The following is a 20,941-nucleotide window of genomic DNA, read 5'->3' as shown; positions in this document are numbered from 1 at the left end:
TGAACTTGATGACGACAGGGCAAGACGACCTCGTCTTCCTGCCGCTCGGCGGCGTGGGCGAGATCGGGATGAATGCAGGCCTCTACGGGTTCGGCCCGGAGAAGCGCCGGAAATGGATCCTGGTCGATTGCGGCATGGGCTTCGCGGGCGAGGAGGCGATGCCGGGCATCGACCTCATGTTCCCGGATCTCTCCTTCATCGAGGAGCGCAAGGCCGATCTCCTCGGGATCTTCATCACGCACGCGCATGAGGATCACATCGGGGCGATCAGCGAGCTGTGGCCGCGGCTGCGCGCGCCCGTCTACGCGACGCGCTTTGCCAAGAACCTCCTGGAGGCCCGCCGCCTGGGCGAGCCCGGCGCGCCCAAGGTCGAGCTGAAGGAGGTCGTGCCGGGCCGGCGTGTCACGGTCGGCCCCTTCGACATCGAGTTCGTGCCGGTCTCGCACTCGATCCCCGAGTCGAACGCGGTGGCGATCCGCACCGCGCACGGCCTCGTCGTCCATACGGGCGACTGGAAGCTCGATCCGACGCCGATCCTCGGCGACGTCACGGAGGAGGCGTCCTTCCGTAAGCTCGGCGACGAGGGGATCATCGCGCTCGTCTGCGATTCGACGAACGTGGTGCGCGAGGGCCGCTCCCCGAGCGAGGCGGAGGTCGCCGCGACGCTCAAGCGTCTCATCACCGAGTCGGAGCACCGGGTCGCCGTGACGACCTTCGCCTCGAACGTCGCCCGCATCCGCGCGGTGGCTGAGGCCGCCCAGGCCTGCGGGCGCCAGGTGGTCGCGGTGGGGCGGGCCATGGACCGGGTCATCGAGGTGGCCCGGGAATGCGGCTACCTCGACGGCCTGCCCGAGTTCCTGAGCCCGGATTCCTACGGCAACCTGCCGCGCTCCAAGGTGGTGGCGTTGCTGACGGGCTCGCAGGGCGAGGCGCGGGCGGCGCTGGCGCGGGTCTCGCGGCGCGATCACCCAGCCATCACGCTCGCCGGCGGCGACCGGGTGATCTTCTCCTCGCGCGCCATCCCCGGCAACGAGCGGGATGTCGGCTCCATCATCAACGACCTGATCAACCAGGGCGTCGAGGTGGTGACGGACCGGACCGAACTCGTCCACGTCTCCGGCCATCCCCGCCGGGAGGAGATGGCCGAGATGTACGCCTGGACCCGGCCTCGCACCGCGATCCCGGTCCACGGCGAGGCGCTCCACCTTGACGAGCACGCCCGCTTCGCCCGGGCGCAGGGTGTCCCGAACGTGGTCAAGGCCCGCAACGGCAGCCTGATCCGCCTCGCGCCCGGCACGCCGGAGGTGATCGACCACACGAAGGCCGGGCGCCTGTTCAAGGACGGCAACGTCCTCGTCGACGACAAGGATCGGGCGATCCCCGAGCGGCGCAAGCTCGCGATGTCGGGCATGGTCTCGGTCGCCATCGCCATCGACGAGGACGGCGACGTGGCCGGCGAGCCGGCCGTCGACATCATGGGCCTGCCGAACCGCGGCCGCGACGGCGAGCCCCTGATCGACACGGTGGTCGAGATCGTCTCGCGCACCCTGTCCGGCCTCTCGAAGGGCAAGCGCCGCGACGCCGACGCCGTCGAGAAGGCGGTCGACCGCGCCATCCGCTCCGGCGTCAACGAGGTCTGGGGCAAGAAGCCCGCCTGCCACGTGCAGGTGGTCGAGGTGTGATAGGACTGGCACTGACGAGATGCCCCTCCCCGCGAAAGGGGAGGGGAGAACCTGCGACCGGGAGGAAACGACATGATCGGGCGGCTCAACCATGTGGCCATCGCGGTGCGCGATCTTGAGGCGGCCTCGGCCGTCTACCGGGACACGCTCGGCGCCAAGCTCTCCGAGCCGCTGCCCCAGCCCGAGCACGGCGTCACCGTCGTGTTCGTGGAACTGCCCAACAGCAAGATCGAGCTGATGGAGCCGCTGGGCGAGGGCTCGCCGATCGAGGGCTTCGTCGAGCGCAATCCGGGCGGCGGCATCCACCACGTCTGCTACGAGGTAGACGACATCATCGCCGCCCGCGACCGCCTCAAGGGCCAGGGGGCCCGCGTGCTCGGCACCGGGGAACCCCGCATCGGCGCCCATGGCAAGCCGGTGCTGTTCCTCCACCCGAAGGACTTCCTCGGCACGCTCGTCGAGCTGGAGCAGGTCTGAGGGATTGCGCGGGATGCACGCCCTCAGCCGCTCCACTCCGCTGACCGTCGGGGCCGTGGTGGTGCTGGCCGCTGCCTTCGTGGCGCTGGCGGTCAGCCTCTTCAAGCTCACGATCGGCGGGGCGGCCGCGCTCTACTTCGTGCTGTGGTGGACGCTCCTCTTCGCGATCCTGCCCATCCGCAATCAGCCCGAGACCCGGCCCGAGCAAATCGTGCCGGGCCAGGACCCCGGCGCGCCCGCCCTGCCGCGGCTGCGCGAGAAGGCGATCTGGACGAGCCTGTTCGCCGGGGCGGCCTTCCTGGGGGCGCTCGCCGTCTTCCCGCTCGCGGGTTTGTAAACCGCCCTTCGATTGACAGGCCGCCAGCCCCTCCCGACAACCCGTGACAAGACGTGCGGGTGCACCCGACATGTCACGAGCATCGGGAGGAGCCTATGCTGCCGCAGGCGGGCACGGCGCAGAGCAGCGCCGCGGACGAGGCGGGCGCCGGCCGCAGGCGCTGGCTCCTGCCCTTCATGCTGGCCCTGTTCTTCACCTGGGGGCTGGCCACCGTCCTCGTCGACATCATCACCCCGAAGCTGAAGAGCCTGTTCGCCCTGAGCTATGCCGAGGCGACGCTCACCCAATTCTGCTTCTTCCTCGCCTACGCCATCGTTTCCCTGCCGGCGGGGCTCCTCGTCGCCCGCATCGGATTCATGCGCGGCCTCGTCCTCGGCCTCGTCGTGATGGCCGCGGGCGGGGTGATGTTCGCGCCGGCCGCTAAGGTCGGGCTCTACCCGCTCTTCCTCCTCGCCCTGTTCGTGATGGCGTCCGGCATCGCGATCCTGCAGGTGGCGGCCAACCCCCTCGTGACGAAGCTCGGGCCCGCCGCCCAGGCGCCGAGCCGGCTGACGCTGGCCCAGACCTTCAACTCGCTCGGGACCACCGTCGGCCCGGTCATCGGTGCCTGGGCGATCCTGTCCCACGAGCCGGCGACGCCCGCCGACCCCGCCGCTCTGGCGCCCGGGGCGCTCGCCGCCGCGCGTCAGGCGGAGGCCGCCGTGCTGCAGGTGCCGTTCCTCGTCATCGCGGGCGGGCTGATCGGCCTCGCGATCCTGTTCTGGTCCGTGCGCTCCTGGGTGCGGGAGGATGAACACGCCGCCGAGGTGCAGGGGCTCGGCCTCGACCTCCTGCGCCGGCCGCGCCTCGCCCTCGGGGCGGCGGCGATCTTCCTCTACGTCGGTGCCGAGGTCGCGATCGGCACGCTCATGGTGAGCTACCTCGAGCAGCCCCGGGTGCTCGGCGCCGATCCGGCAACGGCCGGCCATCTCCTCAGCTTCTACTGGGGCGGGGCTCTCGTCGGGCGCATAATCGGCAGCGTCGCGCTCCGCCACGTCCGGGCGGGCGCCGCGCTCGCGGCCTGCGCCGTCGCGGCCGCCTTGCTCGCCACCGTATCGGGCCTGTCCGAGGGACCGCTCGCCGCCTGGACGCTGCTCGCCGTGGGGCTTGCCAACGCCATCATGTTCCCGACGATCTTCGCCCTGGCGATCGAGGGGCTCGGCGAGCGCACGGCGCAAGGGGCGGGCATCGTCTGCGTCGCCATCGTCGGCGGAGCGATCATCCCCGTGGCGACGGGCTACCTTGCCGACCATGTCGGCCTGAGCTTCGCCCTCGGCGCGCCCGTCCTCTGCTACCTCTGCATCGCGGCCTATGCCCTCGCCAATCTGCGCGAGACGGCGCAGGAGGGCGGCGCGTCGCCGACCAGAGCGATCGCCTGACGGAAGCGGCCCGCTCCAGTCCCTCGCCCCGCGCGCAGGATCCGGGTGAGACTGTCCGTCGATCGCTCGCGGATCTGCGGGCTCTCCCGCTGAAATCGCGGTGGCCACTCGGATGCAAGCATAAAGGATGGGCCGGTCAGGCCGGCAGGCTGGATGGCGGGTCCCGGAAAAACAAAAAAGCAAGGCGTTACGCCTTGCTTGAAGAGCTGTTGCTCGTCTCAGCCTTGAATTGTCCTACGCATTGCCTGCGTGGCGGCTGAATGTTCCTCCCAAGACTCGGACCGTGCGCTGCCTCTGGACGGCTGCGCGACCATCGCGGCACGCTTATAGGAATAAGATTTCGCCCTGTCACGGGGTCTGGAGCAGAAATCTGCGTTTTTTTGCCGACGATGCGGCAAACCGTCCCGACGCGACGTTCAAGATCGCGAAGGGGGACCGATGCCGGACCGGGGCCGCCCGCGCCGTCGTGGCGGGCAGCCGGTGCAGGCGTCTGCGGCGCTTGTGTTTTCCCGATGCAATGTGTTGTGTGCCCCGGCGCGCCGCGGACACCCCCGGCCAGCCAGCATCCGACCACGACTTTAGGCTCCCCATGCGCCTTTCCCGCTATTTCCTGCCCACCCTGCGCGAGACGCCGAAGGAAGCCGAGATCGTCTCGCACCGGCTGATGCTCCGCGCCGGGCTCGTCCGTCAGGAATCGGCCGGCATCTACGCGTGGCTGCCGCTGGGCCTGCGCGTCCTGAACAGGGTCTGCGCGGTGATCCGGGAGGAGCAGGACCGGGCCGGTGCCGTCGAGCTCCTGATGCCGACCGTGCAATCGGCCGAGCTCTGGCGGGAATCGGGCCGCTACGAGGCTTACGGCAAGGAGATGCTCCGCATCACCGACCGCCACGAGCGCGAGATGCTCTACGGTCCCACCGCCGAAGAGGTGGTCACGGAGATCTTCCGGGCGAGCGTGCGCTCCTACAAGGACCTGCCGAAGAACCTCTACCAGATCTCCTGGAAGTTCCGCGACGAGGTGCGCCCGCGCTTCGGCACCATGCGCTCGCGCGAGTTCCTGATGAAGGACGCCTACTCGTTCGACCTCGACCAGGCCGGCGCGCGCCACGCCTACAACCGCATGTTCGTGGCGTATCTGCGCACCTTCGCCGGGCTCGGCCTCAAGGCGATCCCGATGCGGGCCGATACGGGGCCGATCGGCGGCGACCTCAGCCACGAGTTCATCATCCTGGCGAGCACCGGCGAGAGCGAGGTCTTCTGCGACCGCGCCTATCTCGATTTCGAGATCCCGCCGGCCACGACCGACTTCGAGGACGTCCCCGGCCTGCAGGGGATCGTGGATGCCTGGACCTCGCACTACGCGGCGACCGACGAGATGCACGAGCCCGACGCCTTCGCCGAGGTGCCGGAGGCGAGCCGCCTCTCGGCCCGCGGCATCGAGGTCGGGCACATCTTCTACTTCGGCACCAAGTATTCCGAGCCGATGGGCGCCAAGGTGACGGGCCCCGACGGCATCGAGCGGCCGGTGCACATGGGCTCCTACGGGATCGGGCCGAGCCGCCTCGTCGCCGCGATCATCGAGGCGAGCCACGACGAGGCCGGCATCGTCTGGCCGGACGCGGTCGCGCCCTTCGACGTGGCCCTCATCAACCTGAAGGTGGGTGATGCCGCCACCGACGGCGCCTGCGCGGAGATCCAGGCCCAGCTCGAGGCCGCCGGGATGAGCGTGCTCTACGACGACCGCGACGAGCGGCCGGGCGCCAAGTTCGCCACCGCCGACCTGATCGGCCTGCCCTGGCAGGTCATCGTCGGGCCGAAGGGGCTCGCCGAGGGCAGGGTCGAGCTGAAGCGCCGCGCGACGGGCGAGCGCGAGACGCTGGCGCCGGTCGATCTCCTCGCCCGGCTGAAGCGGATCTGAGGCCGCGATGTCGGGGCTCGCGGGGAGATTGGGAGAGCGGGTGCGGGGCGTCGGCGCCAGCTTGCGCGCCGGCTCGACGGCGCCCTTCGCGCCCTTCGAGTGGATCATCGCCGGCCGCTACCTGCGCGCGCGCCGGCGGGGCGGCGGCGTCTCTGTGGTCGCCTTCTTCTCGGTGCTCGGCATCGCGCTCGGCGTCGCGACGCTGATCATCGTGCTCTCGGTGATGAACGGCTTCCGGGCGGAACTCCTCTCGAAGATCGTGGGCATTAACGGCCACGTCTTCGTCACGCCCATCGACAAGCTGTTCACCGACTACACGGATCTCTCGGACCGCCTCTCGAAGGTCGCGGGCGTGCGCGCGGCCATTCCCCTCGTCGAGGGGCAGGCTTTCGCCTCTTCGCCCTACGGGGGCAGCGGCGTGCTGGTGCGCGGCGTGCGCGAGCAGGACCTCGACGGCATCGCCGCGATCTCCAAGAACCTGCGCAGCGGCACCCTCAACGGGTTCGACGACGGGGCGGGGGTCGCGATCGGCCGGCGCCTCGCCGAATCCCTCGGTCTCCAGGCGGGCGACCAAATCACCCTCTCGACCCCCAAGGGCGCGACCACGCCCTTCGGCACGGCGCCGCGCACCAAGGCCTACACCGTCAAGGCGGTGTTCGAGATCGGCATGACCGAGTTCGACGCGACCTTCGTCTTCATGCCGCTCACCGAGTCGCAGGCCTTCTTCAACCGGGAGGGCGACGTCAGCCTGATCGAGATCTACCTCGACAACGCCGACGCGGTGGCCGAGATGCGCGAGCCCCTGGAGATGGCGGCCGAGCGCCCCGTGCTCCTGACCGACTGGCGCCAGCGAAACCGCACCTTCTTCGGCGCGCTGGAGGTCGAGCGGAACGTGATGTTCCTGATCCTCAGCCTGATCGTGGTGGTGGCGACCCTCAACATCATCTCCGGCCTGATCCTGCTCGTGCGCGACAAGTCGAGCGACATCGCGATCCTCCGGACCATGGGGGCGACGCCCGGCACCGTGATGCGCGTGTTCCTGATCAACGGCGCGCTGATCGGCCTCGTGGGCACGCTGTCGGGTCTCGGGCTCGGCATCCTGATCACGCTCAACATCAAGCCGATCCAGCGCTTCCTCTTCCCATCCGCCTGGGACCCGACCGTGCGCTTCCTCGCCGAGATTCCGGCCCAGATGAACGCCACGGAGATCACGGTGGTGGTCGTCACCGCGTTCCTGCTGTCGCTCGTCGCGACGCTCTATCCCTCCTGGCGCGCCGCCCGGCTCGATCCGGTCCAGGCGTTGCGGTACGGCTGAGGCGCAAGAGGGGTCACGCTCATGAGTACGACGCCCGAGCCCGCCGGCGCGCAGCCGGTGCCGGCCCTGTTCTTCGCCCGCGTCGAGCGGCGCTACCCTCAAGCCGAGGGCGCACTCGAGATCCTGCGGGGCGCCGACCTCGCGATCTGGCCGGGCGAACTCGTCGCCCTGGTGGCGCCCTCGGGGGCGGGCAAGTCGACGCTGCTGCACGTCGCCGGGCTCCTCGAGAAGCCCGATGGCGGCGAGGTCTATGTCGGCGGCCAGCCCACCGCCGCGATGGGCGACGCCGAGCGCACGCGCCTGCGCCGCGAGGAGATGGGCTTCGTCTACCAGTTCCACCACCTGCTGCCCGAGTTCTCGGCGCAGGAGAACGTGGTGATGCCCCAGCTCATCCGCGGCCTGTCGCGGGCCGAGGCCAAGACGCGGGCGGCCGAGCTTCTGAGCTTTCTCGGCCTCAAGGACCGCCTGCAGCACCGCCCGGCCGAGCTCTCGGGCGGCGAGCAGCAGCGCGTCGCCATCGCGCGCGCGGTCGCCAATGGCCCGCGGCTGCTGCTGGCCGACGAGCCGACCGGCAACCTCGATCCCCATACGGCCGACCACGTCTTCTCGATCCTGACCGCGCTGGTGCGGGCCTCCGGCCTCGCCGCGCTGATCGCCACCCACAACCTCGACCTCGCCGCCCGCATGGACCGGCGGGTCACGATCCGCGACGGGCTGATCGAGCAACTGGCCTGACGCGACGGGCCCCGCGGCCACTGGGCCGAGCGTCGGTCGTTTACCCCGCGCTAACCAGCGCGCGGGTCTTCCCACTATCCCCGCTTTACATAGAACAAAACAGGAACAAAACTGCGCCTATCAGAAGGAGGCGCAGATGCGAGCGATGAGCACGAAGCGGAACGTCCTGACGGGGTTCATCGAGTTCACGGCCTTCGGTCTCCTGTCGAGCGCGGTGGCGCTCTGGGCCGTAGCATTGGCCCCGCTCCATTAACGGTGCCCTCCCGTTCGCGAAAAGTTCCCGCCCGGCGGGTGCCGCCCACAGGAAAGCGCGGCAAGGGTGCGGTTTCGGGCGGCAGGGCGCCCCCGGTGATGCCGGCAGGGCACATGGCGGTGGACATCTGCGGCGAGCATCGCCTTTGCGGATGACACCTTAAGCCCGAGCCGGAATCCTGGCCGACCACGAACAAGGTCGGTCATGGCGCGCCAGCTCAAGGAGGTCGGATTCGTCCACCTCCACGTTCACTCGTCCTATTCCCTGCTCGAGGGCGCCTTCAAGGTCGGCGACCTCGTGAAGGCGGCTGTCGGCGACAGGCAGCCCGCACTCGCGCTGACCGACACGAACAACCTGTTCGGTGCGCTGGAGTTTTCCGAGAAGGCGGCGGGCTCCGGCATCCAGCCGATCGCCGGGATGCAGCTCTCCGTCGTCTTCGAGGCGCCGGAGCCGATGGCCCGGCTGAGCGTGCCCGCCTGCAACATCGTCATCCTCGCCCAGGACGAGGCGGGCTACGGCAATCTGCTGCGGCTCGCGAGCCGCGCCTATTTCGACGGCCCGCTCGGCGAGGCGCCGCGGGTCGCCGCGAGCGCGCTCGACGACGGCGTCGAAGGACTGATCGCGCTCACCGGCGGAGCGACCGGCCCGCTCGACGCGGCGCTGCGCGCGGGGAGGCCGGAACTCGCCGCCTCCCGCCTCGGGCAGCTTCTCTCCGCCTTCGGTGAGGACCACCTCTACCTCGAATTGCAGCGGCATGGAGCCGACGACGAGCGCCGGGTCGAGCGCGAGTTGCTGCGCCTCGCCGACCGGCACGGGCTGCCGGTCGCCGCCACGAACGAGCCCTTCTTCGGCAAGGCGGGCGACTATGAGGCGCACGACGCGCTGCTCGCCATCGCGGAAGGGCGCCTCGTCTCCGACGAGCGCCGCCGCCGGCTGACCCCGCGCCACGCCTTCAAGACCCGCGCCGAGATGGCGGAGCTGTTCCGGGACCTGCCAGAGGCGCTCTCGGCCACCGTCGAGATCGCCATGCGCTGCGCCTACCGGGTGCGCACCCGCAAGCCGATCCTGCCGAATTTCGGCAGCGTCGCCGCCGCCGACCAGGCGGCCGCGCTCGTCGACAGGGAGGCCGCGCCCACCGGCACGGTCGAGGCCAGCGCCGAGGCCGCGAGCGCGGTCGCGGAGACCCTTACCCTCGACGAGCCGGCCGAACTCCGGCGGCAAGCCGAGGCGGGGCTCGAACTGCGCCTCAAGCAGCACGGCACCGCGCCGGGCATGTCCGAGGAGATCTACCGGGAGCGCCTCGCCTTCGAGCTCGACGTCATCGTCAAGATGAAGTTCCCGGGCTACTTCCTGATCGTCTCGGACTTCATCAAGTGGGCCAAGGACCACGACATCCCGGTGGGGCCCGGCCGCGGCTCGGGCGCGGGCTCGCTCGTCGCGTGGTCGCTCCTCATCACCGACCTCGACCCGCTCCGCTTCGGCCTGCTGTTCGAGCGCTTCCTCAACCCCGAGCGCGTCTCGATGCCGGATTTCGACATCGACTTCTGCGTCGAGGGCCGCGAGCGCGTGATCCAGTACGTGCAGGAGCGCTACGGGCACCGGCAGGTCGCTCAGATCATCACCTTCGGCACGCTGCTCGCCCGCGGCGTGCTGCGCGACGTCGGCCGCGTGCTGGAGATGCCCTACGGGCAGGTCGACAAGCTGACGAAGCTCGTGCCGCAGAACCCGGCGAACCCCGTGACGCTCGCCCAGGCGATCGAGGGCGAGCCGAAGCTGCAATCGGCGATCGAGGAGGAGCCGATCGTCGCCCGCCTCATGGAGATCTCCAAGAAGCTGGAGGGCCTGCACCGGCACGCCTCGACCCACGCCGCCGGCGTCGTCATCGGCGACCGGCCGCTGGAGCAGCTCGTCCCGCTCTACCGCGACCCGAAGACGGGCATGCGGGTGACCCAGTTCAACATGAAGTGGGTCGAGCAGGCAGGGCTCGTGAAGTTCGACTTCCTCGGCCTCAAGACGCTGACGATGCTGCGCTGCTGCACGGACCTCCTCAAGCTGCGCGGCATCCACGTCGATCTCGCGAGCCTGCCGCTCGACGACGAGAAGACCTACGAGCCGATGAAGCGCGGCGAGACGGTCGGCGTGTTCCAGGTGGAATCGGCCGGCATGCGCAAGGCGCTCTGCGAGATGCAGGCCGACCGGTTCGAGGACATCATCGCGCTGGTCGCCCTCTACCGGCCGGGCCCGATGGCCAACATCCCCGTCTATTGCGAGCGCAAGCTCGGGCGGGACGCCGGCAACGAGGCGAGCTGGTACCCGCACCCGAAGCTGGAGCCGATCCTGAAGGAGACTTTCGGGATCATCGTCTACCAGGAACAGGTGATGGAGGTGGCCAAGGTGCTCGCCGGCTACTCGCTCGGTGACGCCGACCTCCTGCGCCGCGCCATGGGCAAGAAGATCAAGGCGGAGATGGACGCCCAGCGCGACCGCTTCGTGAAGGGCTGCGTCGAGCGCGGACTGGCGCAGGCGAAGGCGAACGAGATCTTCGACCTGCTCGCCAAGTTCGCCGATTACGGCTTCAACAAGAGCCACGCGGCGGCCTACGCCCTGCTGACCTACCAGACGGCCTATCTGAAGGCGAACTATCCGGTCGAGTTCCTCGCCGCCGCGATGACGCTCGACCTCGACAACACCGACAAGCTCGCCGAATTCCGCCAGGACGCGCAGCGGATGAAGATCGTGGTCGAGCCGCCCTCGATCAACACGTCCGGCGTCGTGTTCGAGGTGCACGAGGGCCGCATCCGCTACGCGCTCGCGGCCATCAAGGGCGTCGGGCGGGCGGCGGTGGAGGCGATCGTCGAGGCGCGCGGCGACCGCCCGTTCCGGGACCTCGCCTGCCTCGCGCGCCGCCTCAACCCGCGCCACATCAACAAGCGGACGCTGGAGAACCTGATCGCGGCCGGCGCCCTCGACGGCATCGAGCCGGACCGGGCCCGCGCCTTCGCGGCCGTCGAGCCGATGATGAAGCTCGCTCAGGGCGCGGCCGAGGCCGAGACGACGGGCATCGCCGACATGTTCGGCGGCGTCGCCTCGGCGGACGTCTCCCTGCGCATCCCGGCCTACGATCCCTGGCCGATGGCCGAGAAACTGAAGAAGGAATACGACGCGATCGGCTTCTTCCTCTCCGGCCACCCGCTCGACGAGTACGGGCACCTCCTGGAGAAGCTGCGCGTCCAGACCTGGGCCGAGTTCTGCCGGGCCGTCCGGGCCGGCACGACAAGCGTCGGGCGCGTCGCCGCCTCCGTGCTCGACCGCGCGGAGCGGCGCACCAAGACCGGCAACAAGCTCGGCATCGTCACCCTCTCGGACCAGACCGGCCATTTCGAGGCGATCATCTTTTCGGAAGGGCTCGGCCATTACCGGGACATCCTGGAGCCCGGCCGCCCGCTGGTGCTGCAGCTCCAGGCCAATCTCGAGGGCGAGGACGTGCGCGCCCGCATCCAGACCGCCGAACCCCTCGACCAGGCGGTCGCCCGCTATCAGAAGGGCATGCGGATCTACCTGCGCGACGAGCGCCCGCTCGGCTCCGTGCAGCAGCGCCTGTCCCTGCGCGGGGAGGGCGAGGTCTCGCTGATCCTGATCCTCGATGGGGGCGAGCGCGAGGTCGAGGTGAAGCTGTCGGGCAAGTACCAGGCGAGCCCGCAGGTGGCGGGCGCGCTCCGCGCCGTGCCGGGCGTGGTGCAGGTCGAGGTGAACTGAGCGGAATCCTGTTCGACGTCGCTGCCGCAGTCAGATGCGGACGCGGCCGCCCGCCTCTCCCGTTGCGGAGAGGTCGAGTCCGCCGGATGCGGACGGTGCGAGGGGTGCGATCTCTCCGGATGCCCCTCCATCCCTCGCCCTGTCCCGCTCCCCGTCGGGGGAGGGGACCCGCGCCCATCCACCGGCGTCGGGGCTGCCGTTCGCGGCGGCTGCGAGATCCGTTGGATCAGACATCACACGTGCGCAGCCGCTCCGCCACCAGCGCCTGCAGCCGCGTCAGGTGGCGGTCGCGGATTCCGAGCTCGGCGCAGGCCTGGACGGTGCGCAGCAGGTATTCCGCGCTGGGGCCGAGATGCCCGCAGGCCGCCGCGATCTTGTCGGCGATCTCGGGCTCGCTCAGCCGGCCCGCGTAGCGGTCGCCGAGGCGGTTCACGATGAAGGTCAGCGCGTGGACGGTGCCGGCTTCCTTCTCGACGGGCAGCCAGCGGGCTTCGTAGCCGTTGCCCTTCATCTCCCGGCGCCAGACCGGCATGAGCGTTGTCATCGGGTCCGCGCCCGAGAGGCGGAAGGCGACGCCCTTGCAGGTGCCGCCCCGGTCGAGCGCCAGCACGAAGCCCGGCCGCTCGACCGTGCCGCGGAAGCGCCGCTGCAGCAGGCAGAAGCGGCGATGGAAGCCGCGCACCAGCCCGAGGCGGCGCTCCGCCACCGTAAATTCCGGCTGCCACATCAGCGAGCCGTAGGCGAAGACCCAGATCTCGTCGGCGGAGCCAGGCTTGCCCGACAGGGCTGTCGCGAGGCCGGGCCGCAACTCGTCGTCGGTGAGGAGGTGGAGCGCGGTCGCGTCGTCCGCGACGGGTTCCGGATGGGCTCGGGCGATCAAGTCGAGGGTGAGGGCGAGGTTGGCGGCGGGCATGGGCTGAGGGGACCATCGCCGCGGCGCCGGATCAAGCCCGGGCTCAGCTCCGCCGGGCGGCGTAGGCTTCGAGTTCGGGGAAAGGCACCGAGCGGTGACCCTCGCAGACTTCCGGCTCGTCCCGCACGACGCTGAGCGCCTCGGTGCCGATTTCCTCCCGGATCACGACCTTCGCGCGCTCGGTGCCGAACAGGCTGCGCCCCCGCATCCGGCTCGACACGCAGTAGAGTGTGCGCCCGCCATCCTCGAAGGGGCCAGCGATGCGGCTCTTCTCGAAGGAGACGGGCAGGACCGAGACGGCGCCGAACTGCACTTGGCGGAGCGCCAGCGCGGCGATGCGCTCCTTGAAGCCCATTGGCACGGCCTCGGTCGCGGCGATCGGCGGTGTCGACGCGCCCGTGCAGCCGGCACCCCAGAAGATCGCCAGGGCAGCCCCGAAGCGGGCGGCGGGTCGGCTGAGAATCACGGGCGTTCGCCTCCGGGCGGGATGCGACGATACCGTTGCTGGGGCAATCATCAAGCCGGGTCCGGCGCTCACATTTCCGCGCCCGGATGCTTATCTATCGTCCATGCAGTGGAGCGACGACGCCTTCGTGATCGGCCTGCGCCGGCACGGCGAAACGGGGGTGATCCTAGAGGCGATGACGGCCGGCCACGGGCGCCATCTCGGGCTCGTCCACGGCGGCCGCTCGCGCCGGATGCAGCCCGTTCTTCAGCCCGGCAACCGCATCCGCGTGAGCTGGCGCGCCCGCATCGACGAGGGCCTCGGCTCCTACGCGGTCGAGCCGCTCGACCTCGTCGCCTCCCGCCTGATCGGTTCGGGCCTCGCCCTCTACGGCGTCAACCACATGGCGGGCCTGCTGCGGCTTCTGCCGGAGCGCGACCCGCACCCGGCGCTCTACGAGGCGTCGCAGGTGCTGATCGACCACCTCGACGACAAGGCGATCGCCTCCGCGCTCATGGTGCGCTTCGAGCTCGCGGTGCTCGCCGAACTGGGCTTCGGTCTCGATCTAGACGCCTGCGCGGCGACCGGCGGCAACGACGCCCTGATCTACGTCTCGCCGAAGACGGGGCGCGCGGTGAGCGCCTCGGCTGGCGAGCCCTACCGCGACCGCCTGCTGCCCCTGCCGGCCTTCCTCGGCGAGCGCTCCGGTGCCAACCGGGTGCCCGGGCCGGAGGACGTTCGCCAGGGATTTACCTTGACGGGGTATTTTCTGGCCCGCCACCTCTGGGAGCCACGCGGACTCGCGGTTCCCGAGGAGCGGACGCGATTCGTCGCACTCGGTCTCGCGTCCGCGTGAGCCTGTTCGTGTTATGTTCTTTTTTTGAGCGATTCCCTTCGGAGCTTTCATGGGACAGCCCTTCGAGCCGCCGACCGGCGATGTCGAGAGCGTCGAGCTGAAGACCGCGCTGGAAGAGCGCTACCTCGCCTACGCCCTCTCGACCATCATGCACCGGGCCCTGCCCGATGCCCGCGACGGCCTGAAGCCGGTGCACCGGCGCATCCTCTACGGCATGCGCCTGCTCCGCCTCGACCCGAACACGGTGCACAAGAAATGCGCCAAGATCGTCGGCGACGTGATGGGCGATTTCCACCCGCACGGCGACCAGGCGATCTACGACGCGCTGGTTCGCCTCTCGCAGGATTTCGCGCAGCGCTACCCGCTCGTCGACGGCCAGGGCAATTTCGGCAACATCGACGGCGACGGGCCGGCCGCCTACCGCTACACCGAGGCGCGGCTGACCGAGGTGGCGCGCCTGCTCCTCGACGGGATCGACGAGGACACGGTCGATTTCCGGCCCTCCTACAACGGTGAGAAGGAGGAGCCCTCGGTCCTGCCTGCGGCCTTCCCGAACCTCCTCGCCAACGGCAGCCAGGGCATCGCGGTCGGCATGGCGACCTCGATCCCGCCCCACAATGCCGCCGAGCTCTGCGACGCGGCGCTCTACCTAATCAGCCACCCGGCGGCGACCTCGGAGCAGCTCAACAGCTTCGTGAAGGGGCCGGATTTCCCAACGGGCGGCATCCTGATCGATTCGGCGCAGGCCATCACCGAGGCCTATCGCACCGGCCGCGGCGCCTTCCGCGTTCGCGCCCGCTGGGCGAAGGAGGATCTCGGCCGCGGCACCTGGAACATCGTCGTCACCGAGATTCCCTACGGCGTGCCGAAGGCGCGGCTGATCGAGAAGCTCGCGGAGCTGCTGCAGGAGCGCAAGCTCCCGCTGCTCGCCGACGTGCGCGACGAATCGGCCGAGGACGTCCGCGTCGTGCTGGAGCCGCGCTCCCGCAGCGTCGATCCGGTCGTGCTGATGGAATCGCTGTTCCGCCTCTCGGAGCTCGAGGCGCGCATCCCGCTCAACATGAACGTCCTCGTCGGCGGGCAGGTGCCGCGGGTGATCGGCCTTGCCGAGGCCCTGCGCGAGTGGCTCGGCCATCGCCGGGTCGTGCTCCAGCGCCGCTCGCGCTTCCGCCTCGGCCAGATCGAGCGGCGGCTCGAGATCCTGGGCGGGTTGCTCATCGTCTATCTCGATCTCGACGAGGTGATCCGCATCATCCGCGAGGAGGACGAGCCGAAGCAGGCCCTGATCGCCCGCTTCACGCTGACCGAGATCCAGGCGAACGCCATCCTCGACACGCGCCTGCGCTCCCTGCGCAAGCTCGAGGAGATGGAGCTGAAGCGCGAGCTCGAATCGCTCACGACCGAGAAGGAGGGGCTCGATGCGCTCCTCGCCTCCGAGCCGCTCCAGTGGAAGACGATCACCCAGCAGATCCGGGCGGTGAAGAAGACCTTCGGACCGGAAACCAAGCTCGGCGCCCGCCGCACCACCCTGGAGAACCCGCCGGATACCGCCGGCATCGACTTCACGGCCGCGATGGTCGAGCGCGAGCCGGTCACCGTGATCGTCTCGCAGAAGGGTTGGGTGCGCGCGCTCAAGGGCCACGTCGCCGACCTCTCCGGCATCGCCTTCAAGGGCGACGACAGCCTCAAGATCGGCTTCCCCACCGAGACGACGGCCAAGATCTTGGTGCTCGCCTCCAACGGCAAGGTCTTCACCCTCGAAGCCTCGAAGCTGCCGGGCGGGCGCGGCTTCGGCGACCCGATCCGCCTCATGGTCGATCTCGATGACGGCACCGAAATCGTGGCCGCGCTGCCCTATCAGGCCGGCAGCCGGCTCCTGATCGCGGGCTCGGACGGGCGCGGCTTCCTGGCGCCGGCGGACGCGCTCGTCGCCAACACCCGCAAGGGGAAGGGCATCCTCGGCCTCGACGGCGCGGCGGTGGCCGCCGTGCTGGTGCCGGCGGGCGAGGGCGACCACGTCGCGGTCTGCTCCTCGGACAAGCTGCTCCTCGTGTTCCCCGTCTCGGAATTGCCGGAACTCGCCCGCGGCAAGGGCGTGCGCCTTCAGCGCTGCCGGGCGGCAAGCCTCACGGATGCCTGCATCTTCACGCTCGCGGAGGGCCTGCCCTGGCGGGACGGATCGGGTCAGGCGCGGCTCGCCAACGCGCAGGTTCTGGAGAAGTGGATGGGCCACCGGGCCGAGGCCGGCACGCTGATGACCCGCAGCTTCCCGAAATTCGAGCGTTTCGGGCGCTGAACGCGAGCGCCGGACGCGACAACGCCGGCCTCGCGCGAGCGGGCCGGCGCCTACAGGGGGCTGGGTCCGGGAGGCGCGTCAGCGGCGCCGGAACTGGCCGCCGCGGACGGGCGGGCGGGGGCCGGAGCGCTCGTCCTTGTGACGGAAGACGAGGCGGCCCTTCTCCAGGTCGTAGGGCGACATCTCGACCGTGACGCGATCGCCGGCGAGGGTCTTGATGCGGTTCTTCTTCATCTTGCCGGCCGTGTAGGCCACGATCTCGTGGCCCTGGTCGAGCTGCACGCGGTAGCGGGCATCCGGAAGGATCTCGAGAACGAGACCGTCGAACTGCATCAATTCTTCTTTCGCCATCCATCCTCTCCAGCCGGAGCGCCCGGCGAGCGCGGGGATCCGGGATCACGTTCACCAGCCAATCAGCAAAACGCCGGGGCGGCGGGTCCGATCCCGTCGGATGCGCGAAGCCGTCAAGCGTAGCACGCATGTAGTGTCGGCGCGGTGGCGAAGCAAGCGCGTGCGCCCGCACCCACCCCCGCCATCGACAGGAAAGCCGCCCTCAAGGGCCTCCCTCGGCGATCAGGTAGTCGATGCGGCCGTCCGGCGCCCGTCGCCAAGTCCGCAGGACGAGGTCGGGGTAGCGCGCGTCGCCCTGCGCGTCGAAGGCGAGGTCGCCGACGAGGGTCCGGATCGGCGCGTCCTCCCGCAGGGCGGCGGCGACCTTGCGGGCCTGCGCCGATCTCGCCCGCGCCGCGCCGAGCGCGAGAAGCTCGACCGCCGCATAGGCCCGTGCCGCCACGGCCTCCGCCTCGGGCGTGCGCGCCGGCGCCTTGCCGCCCCGCGGCTCGGGCAGCCTGCGCGGCTCGGGCTCCATCGTCATCACCGTGCCCTCGGCACCGGGGCCGGCCGCCTGCGCGAAATCCTTGTCCAGCAGGCCATCGCTGCCGACGAGCGGTGCGTCGAGGCCGGCCTCGCGCATCGCCCGGATGAGCAGCGCCGCCTCCGGCGCGAGGCCGCCGAAATAGACGACCTCGACCGCCGCCCGTTTCAGCTTCGCCGCGAGATCCGCGGCGTCCTTCGCGCCGCGGGGCAGGCTCTCGAACAGCACCTCCCGGCGCCCCCGAGCCTTGAGCGTGCGACCGACCTCGTCGGCAAGTCCGCGGCCGAAGGTGGTGCGGTCGTGCACGAGGCCGATGCGTCGGCTGCCGTAGCGGTCCGCGAGGTAGGCCCCGGCGAAGGCCGCCTGCTGCGCGTCACTCGGGACGAGCCGGAACAGGTTCCAGGCACCTCGCCCGCTCAGGGGCGTCCAGGTCGCGCCGGGCGTCACCATCACGATGCCCGCCTCCTCGTAGGCCGGCTGCGCGAGGGCCGCGACCGAGGAGGCGAACGGCCCCACGACGAGGCTGATCCCTTCGGCGGCAAACTTCCGGGCGAGGGCCGCGCCCTGCTTCGGATCGCCGGCATCGTCGGCGACGACGAGGGTGAGCTTGCGGCCTCCGCCCCGGTTGAGGTCGGCGACCGCCTGCTCGGCGCCGAGGCGCAGGCCCTGCCCGAAAGCGGCATCCGGCCCCGTCAGCGGCGCCGCCAGCCCGATCTTCAGGGGGGTTGAGGCCGGTGCCTGAGCCCGTGCCGGGGCGGCGACCGCGATGAGAGCGAGAAGAACGGCCGGAGTAAGCTTCATTGAGGTTCGCCGGGCGCGGTGGCGGAGCAATCTCCGTCCGGTTTGATACTCCCGGCGGCGCGGTGCGGAAAGGCACGCGCTGCCCGGCCGCGGAGCGCGCCCGGCTTGCGCCCCGCGCGGGACCGCCTAACTGCCTCCCTCTCCACCCGTTCGGGCGCGGCCGGGGCCCCGGCTTGCCGCCCGTTGCGGGATCCCGCGCCATGCTCGCCACCGACACAGACATCCTTGCCGCCGCCGAGTCCTGGCGGCGGGACGGGCGCGACGTCGCCGTCGCGACCGTGATCGAGACCTGGGGCTCGGCGCCGCGCCCGGTCGGCAGCCACCTCGTCATCGACGGCGCCGGCAATTTCCTCGGCTCCGTCTCGGGCGGGTGCGTCGAGGGCGAGGTCATCACCGAAGGGCTCGACGTGATCGCGGACGGTCGCCCGCGCATCCTCGAATTCGGCGTGGCCGACGAGACGGCGTGGCGGGCGGGCCTCTCCTGCGGGGGGCGGATCCGCGTCTTCCTCGAACGGGTCGCCTGATGCGCATCGAGACCCTCGCGGCCCTCAACGCCGAGCGCGCCGCGCGCCGCGCCGCCATCCTCGTCACCGACGTCGCGAGCGGCGAGCAACGGCTGGTGCGCGAGGCGGAGATCGACGCCGACCCGCTCGCCGAGACGTTGCGCACGCATCTCGCGAGCGGCCGCAGCGGGCTCGTGGAGGCCGGCGGGCGAGACCTCTTCCTCACCGTCCAGGTCCCCCCGGTGCGGCTCGTGGTGATCGGTGCGGTCCATATCAGCCAGGCGCTCGCGCCGATGGCCGCGGGCCTCGACCTCGCCGTCACGGTGATCGACCCGCGCACCGCCTTCGCGACACCCGAGCGCTTTCCCGGCATCGAACTCGTGTCGCTCTGGCCGGACGAGGCGTTCGCCGGGCCCGTGCCGCCGCTCGACCGCTACTGCGCCGTGGCCGCCCTGACCCACGATCCCAAGATCGACGATCCGGCGCTTCGGTCCGCCCTGAGGGCAGGCTGCTTCTACGTCGGCGCGCTCGGCTCGCGGAAGACCCATGCCCGGCGCCTCGATCGCCTGACGGAAGCCGGCTTCGGGCAGGCCGAGACCGGCCGCATCCGGGCGCCGATCGGCCTCGATATCGGTGCTGCCACACCCCCCGAGATCGCGGTCGCGATCCTCGCCGAGATCGTCGCCGCCCGGCGCCGGACGGGAGCGGGCGCGTGAAATTCGGGCCGGTTCCGCTGCACGAGGCCGCGGGCCTCATCGCCGCGCATTCCGTCCGGGCGGACGACGCCACCCTGCGCAAGGGAAGCCCGATCTCGGCGGAGATCGTGGCCCGGCTCGAGAGAGCCGGCCTCCGGGAGATCGTCGCGGCGCGGCTCGAGCCGGGCGACCTCGGCGAGGACGAGGCGGCCTCGCGCCTCGCGCGGCACATGGCCGGGGAGGGCGTCTCCGCCGCCGAGCCCTTCACCGGCCGCTGCAATCTCCACGCGGTGCGGGCGGGCGTTCTGCGCGTCGCCCGCGAGGGGATCGACGCGGCGAACGCCGTCGACGAGGCGATCACGGTGGCGACGCTGCCGCCGTTCAAGCCGGTGGCGGCCGGGGAGATGGTGGCGACCGTCAAGATCATCCCCTACGCGGTGCCGGGGGCGCTGATCGAGCGCGCCCGCGCGGCGGCCCTCAGCCCTCCGATCGCGGTCGAGCCCTATCGCCTGACCCGAATCGGCGTGGTCTCGACCCTGCTGCCGAGCCTCAAGCCGGCGACCGTCGAGAAGACCCTGCGCACCCTGGCGCAGCGCCTCGCGCCGACGGGGGCGGGGATCGTCGCGGAACGCCGTGTTCCCCACGAGGGTGCCGCCGTCGCCACGGCTCTGGCCGACCTGATCGACCGCGACGGTGCCGAACTCGCCGTGATCTTCGGCGCCTCGGCCATCGCGGACCGGCGGGACGTGATCCCGGCCGGCATCGAGGCGGCGGGCGGCCGGGTCGACCATCTCGGCATGCCGGTCGATCCGGGCAACCTCCTCCTCGTCGGCGCCCGCGGTGCCGTGCCGGTGATCGGCGCGCCGGGCTGTGCGCGCTCGCCGAAGGAGAACGGGTTCGACTGGATCCTGCACCGGTTGCTCGCCGGGCTCGCCGTGACCCGCGCCGACATCGTGGCGCTCGGCGTCGGCGGCCTCCTCACCGAGATCGTCTCGCGCCCGCAGCCGCGCGGCGGCGGCGCGAGCGCGGAGGAGGAGGATGGCTGAGGCGGTCGCCGCCCTGATCCTCGCGGCCGGGCGCGGCACCCGCTTCGGGCCCGAACCCAAGCTTCTCGCCGAACTCGAGGGCCGCCCCCTCGTGCGCCACGCGGCGGAGGCCGCGCTCGCCTCGCGGCTGCGCCCCGTCGTGGCGGTTCTCGGTGCCCACGCGGAGGGCGTGCGCGCGGCGCTCCGAGACCTCGACCTGACCTGCCTGCGCAATCCCGACTTTGCGGAGGGTCTCTCGACATCCCTCAGGGCCGGGCTCGCATCCCTGCCCGCGGGGATCGGGGCGGCCGTGATCCTCCTCGGCGACATGCCGCGCGTCACGGGTGGAGACCTCGACCGCTTGGCCGACGCTTTCGCGGGCGCCGAGCCGCGCCCGGCCGCCGTGATCCCGGTCCATGCGGGGCGGCGCGGCAACCCGGTGCTCCTCAACCTGCGCCGCCTCGGGCCGGCCCTGGCCGCGCTGAGGGGCGACCGGGGCGCCGGTCCGCTGCTGGCCGGGCGCGACGACGTGCTGGAGATCGCCGGCACGGCCGGGATGGGCTTCGATGTGGACACGCCGGAGGCGCTGCGGCGAACGCTCGGGGTGACGCCTTCCGGGTCCGGACGTCGTTCCTGAGGGCGGCC

The 20,941-nt window shown here is 71.0% G+C and carries 18 protein-coding genes; 14 read left to right on the top strand and 4 right to left on the bottom strand.

The annotated features are described in order from the left end of the window. Window positions 1–8 precede the first annotated feature (8 nt). From E1J50_RS11440 to dnaE, 8 genes are all read left to right on the top strand, one after another. Complete coding sequence (locus tag E1J50_RS11440) at window positions 9–1,682, top strand: ribonuclease J (protein WP_132253623.1); 1,674 nt, start codon at window positions 9–11, stop codon at window positions 1,680–1,682. A gap of 72 nt (window positions 1,683–1,754) precedes the next feature. After that, a complete protein-coding gene (gene mce, locus E1J50_RS11435) occupies window positions 1,755–2,159 on the top strand; it encodes a methylmalonyl-CoA epimerase (RefSeq protein ID WP_132253620.1) in 405 nt (134 codons plus the stop codon). 13 nt (window positions 2,160–2,172) lie between these two features. After that, on the top strand, window positions 2,173–2,496 hold the full coding sequence (locus tag E1J50_RS11430) for a DUF1467 family protein (protein ID WP_132253618.1): 324 nt from the start codon (window positions 2,173–2,175) through the stop codon (window positions 2,494–2,496). Window positions 2,497–2,591: 95 nt separating this feature from the next. Beyond that, window positions 2,592–3,914, top strand: a complete 1,323-nt coding sequence (locus E1J50_RS11425; protein WP_132253615.1) for a sugar MFS transporter — start codon at window positions 2,592–2,594, stop codon at window positions 3,912–3,914. Between the two features lie 589 nt (window positions 3,915–4,503). Next, the gene (proS, locus tag E1J50_RS11420; protein ID WP_132253613.1) at window positions 4,504–5,829 is read left to right on the top strand and encodes a proline--tRNA ligase; all 1,326 of its coding nucleotides are present in this window, start codon (window positions 4,504–4,506) and stop codon (window positions 5,827–5,829) included. 7 nt (window positions 5,830–5,836) lie between these two features. Continuing rightward, window positions 5,837–7,144: a lipoprotein-releasing ABC transporter permease subunit gene (locus E1J50_RS11415; protein WP_132253611.1), complete on the top strand. Its 1,308-nt coding sequence runs from the start codon at window positions 5,837–5,839 to the stop codon at window positions 7,142–7,144. 21 nt (window positions 7,145–7,165) lie between these two features. After that, the gene (locus tag E1J50_RS11410; RefSeq protein ID WP_132253608.1) at window positions 7,166–7,879 is read left to right on the top strand and encodes an ABC transporter ATP-binding protein; all 714 of its coding nucleotides are present in this window, start codon (window positions 7,166–7,168) and stop codon (window positions 7,877–7,879) included. 457 nt (window positions 7,880–8,336) lie between these two features. Further along, window positions 8,337–11,888 (top strand): DNA polymerase III subunit alpha, encoded by a 3,552-nt coding sequence (gene dnaE, locus E1J50_RS11405; RefSeq protein ID WP_132253606.1) that lies wholly within the window; start codon window positions 8,337–8,339, stop codon window positions 11,886–11,888. 226 nt (window positions 11,889–12,114) lie between these two features. Here dnaE and E1J50_RS11400 read toward each other — a convergent pair whose 3' ends face one another. Both E1J50_RS11400 and E1J50_RS11395 read right to left on the bottom strand, forming a co-directional pair. Continuing rightward, window positions 12,115–12,801 (bottom strand): gamma-glutamylcyclotransferase, encoded by a 687-nt coding sequence (locus E1J50_RS11400; RefSeq protein ID WP_132253604.1) that lies wholly within the window; start codon window positions 12,799–12,801, stop codon window positions 12,115–12,117. Window positions 12,802–12,844: 43 nt separating this feature from the next. Continuing rightward, window positions 12,845–13,267, bottom strand: a complete 423-nt coding sequence (locus E1J50_RS11395) for a hypothetical protein (protein WP_425374927.1) — start codon at window positions 13,265–13,267, stop codon at window positions 12,845–12,847. A gap of 103 nt (window positions 13,268–13,370) precedes the next feature. Between E1J50_RS11395 and recO the strand changes: the two genes are divergently transcribed. Next, complete coding sequence (gene recO, locus E1J50_RS11390) at window positions 13,371–14,102, top strand: DNA repair protein RecO (protein WP_132253602.1); 732 nt, start codon at window positions 13,371–13,373, stop codon at window positions 14,100–14,102. Window positions 14,103–14,151: 49 nt separating this feature from the next. Beyond that, window positions 14,152–16,398, top strand: coding sequence for a DNA topoisomerase IV subunit A (gene parC, locus E1J50_RS11385; RefSeq protein ID WP_132253600.1), 2,247 nt, complete (start codon window positions 14,152–14,154; stop codon window positions 16,396–16,398). Between the two features lie 78 nt (window positions 16,399–16,476). Here parC and infA read toward each other — a convergent pair whose 3' ends face one another. Beyond that, window positions 16,477–16,749 (bottom strand): translation initiation factor IF-1, encoded by a 273-nt coding sequence (gene infA / locus E1J50_RS11380; RefSeq protein ID WP_109890537.1) that lies wholly within the window; start codon window positions 16,747–16,749, stop codon window positions 16,477–16,479. A 202-nt stretch (window positions 16,750–16,951) separates the two neighbouring features. Further along, window positions 16,952–18,073, bottom strand: a complete 1,122-nt coding sequence (locus tag E1J50_RS11375; RefSeq protein WP_132253598.1) for a branched-chain amino acid ABC transporter substrate-binding protein — start codon at window positions 18,071–18,073, stop codon at window positions 16,952–16,954. Window positions 18,074–18,273: 200 nt separating this feature from the next. On the opposite strand from E1J50_RS11375, the gene E1J50_RS11370 reads away from it, so the two are divergent. The 4 genes from E1J50_RS11370 to E1J50_RS11355 are packed head-to-tail and all read left to right on the top strand — an operon-like array spanning window position 18,274 to window position 20,933. Next, window positions 18,274–18,597, top strand: coding sequence for an XdhC family protein (locus tag E1J50_RS11370; protein WP_132253595.1), 324 nt, complete (start codon window positions 18,274–18,276; stop codon window positions 18,595–18,597). Next, entirely contained in the window at window positions 18,597–19,292 is a 696-nt protein-coding gene (locus tag E1J50_RS11365; RefSeq protein ID WP_132253593.1) for an XdhC family protein, read from the top strand. Before E1J50_RS11370 ends, E1J50_RS11365 begins: the two co-directional genes overlap by 1 nt. Then, on the top strand, window positions 19,289–20,317 hold the full coding sequence (locus E1J50_RS11360; protein WP_132253590.1) for a molybdopterin-binding protein: 1,029 nt from the start codon (window positions 19,289–19,291) through the stop codon (window positions 20,315–20,317). The genes E1J50_RS11365 and E1J50_RS11360 overlap by 4 nt, the downstream gene beginning before the upstream one ends. Further along, window positions 20,310–20,933, top strand: a complete 624-nt coding sequence (locus E1J50_RS11355) for a nucleotidyltransferase family protein (RefSeq protein WP_132253588.1) — start codon at window positions 20,310–20,312, stop codon at window positions 20,931–20,933. The genes E1J50_RS11360 and E1J50_RS11355 overlap by 8 nt, the downstream gene beginning before the upstream one ends. Window positions 20,934–20,941 lie beyond the last annotated feature (8 nt).

Source organism: Methylobacterium segetis (assembly GCF_004348265.1).
Lineage (GTDB): Bacteria > Pseudomonadota > Alphaproteobacteria > Rhizobiales > Beijerinckiaceae > Methylobacterium > Methylobacterium segetis.
This window is presented reverse-complemented; position numbering and strand designations above follow the sequence as displayed.

What these genes read in the sequence shown, in the direction of transcription:
- E1J50_RS11365 (WP_132253593.1), top strand. Translation starts at nt 18,597, where the DNA reads ATGCGCATCGAGACCCTCGCGGCCCTCAACGCCGAGCGCGCCGCGCGC.
- E1J50_RS11425 (WP_132253615.1), top strand. Translation starts at nt 2,592, where the DNA reads ATGCTGCCGCAGGCGGGCACGGCGCAGAGCAGCGCCGCGGACGAGGCG.
- infA (WP_109890537.1), bottom strand. Translation starts at nt 16,749, where the DNA reads ATGGCGAAAGAAGAATTGATGCAGTTCGACGGTCTCGTTCTCGAGATC.
- E1J50_RS11370 (WP_132253595.1), top strand. Translation starts at nt 18,274, where the DNA reads ATGCTCGCCACCGACACAGACATCCTTGCCGCCGCCGAGTCCTGGCGG.
- proS (WP_132253613.1), top strand. Translation starts at nt 4,504, where the DNA reads ATGCGCCTTTCCCGCTATTTCCTGCCCACCCTGCGCGAGACGCCGAAG.
- E1J50_RS11410 (WP_132253608.1), top strand. Translation starts at nt 7,166, where the DNA reads ATGAGTACGACGCCCGAGCCCGCCGGCGCGCAGCCGGTGCCGGCCCTG.
- dnaE (WP_132253606.1), top strand. Translation starts at nt 8,337, where the DNA reads ATGGCGCGCCAGCTCAAGGAGGTCGGATTCGTCCACCTCCACGTTCAC.
- E1J50_RS11430 (WP_132253618.1), top strand. Translation starts at nt 2,173, where the DNA reads ATGCACGCCCTCAGCCGCTCCACTCCGCTGACCGTCGGGGCCGTGGTG.
- mce (WP_132253620.1), top strand. Translation starts at nt 1,755, where the DNA reads ATGATCGGGCGGCTCAACCATGTGGCCATCGCGGTGCGCGATCTTGAG.
- E1J50_RS11355 (WP_132253588.1), top strand. Translation starts at nt 20,310, where the DNA reads ATGGCTGAGGCGGTCGCCGCCCTGATCCTCGCGGCCGGGCGCGGCACC.
- E1J50_RS11400 (WP_132253604.1), bottom strand. Translation starts at nt 12,801, where the DNA reads ATGCCCGCCGCCAACCTCGCCCTCACCCTCGACTTGATCGCCCGAGCC.
- E1J50_RS11375 (WP_132253598.1), bottom strand. Translation starts at nt 18,073, where the DNA reads ATGAAGCTTACTCCGGCCGTTCTTCTCGCTCTCATCGCGGTCGCCGCC.
- E1J50_RS11415 (WP_132253611.1), top strand. Translation starts at nt 5,837, where the DNA reads ATGTCGGGGCTCGCGGGGAGATTGGGAGAGCGGGTGCGGGGCGTCGGC.
- E1J50_RS11440 (WP_132253623.1), top strand. Translation starts at nt 9, where the DNA reads ATGACGACAGGGCAAGACGACCTCGTCTTCCTGCCGCTCGGCGGCGTG.
- recO (WP_132253602.1), top strand. Translation starts at nt 13,371, where the DNA reads ATGCAGTGGAGCGACGACGCCTTCGTGATCGGCCTGCGCCGGCACGGC.
- parC (WP_132253600.1), top strand. Translation starts at nt 14,152, where the DNA reads ATGGGACAGCCCTTCGAGCCGCCGACCGGCGATGTCGAGAGCGTCGAG.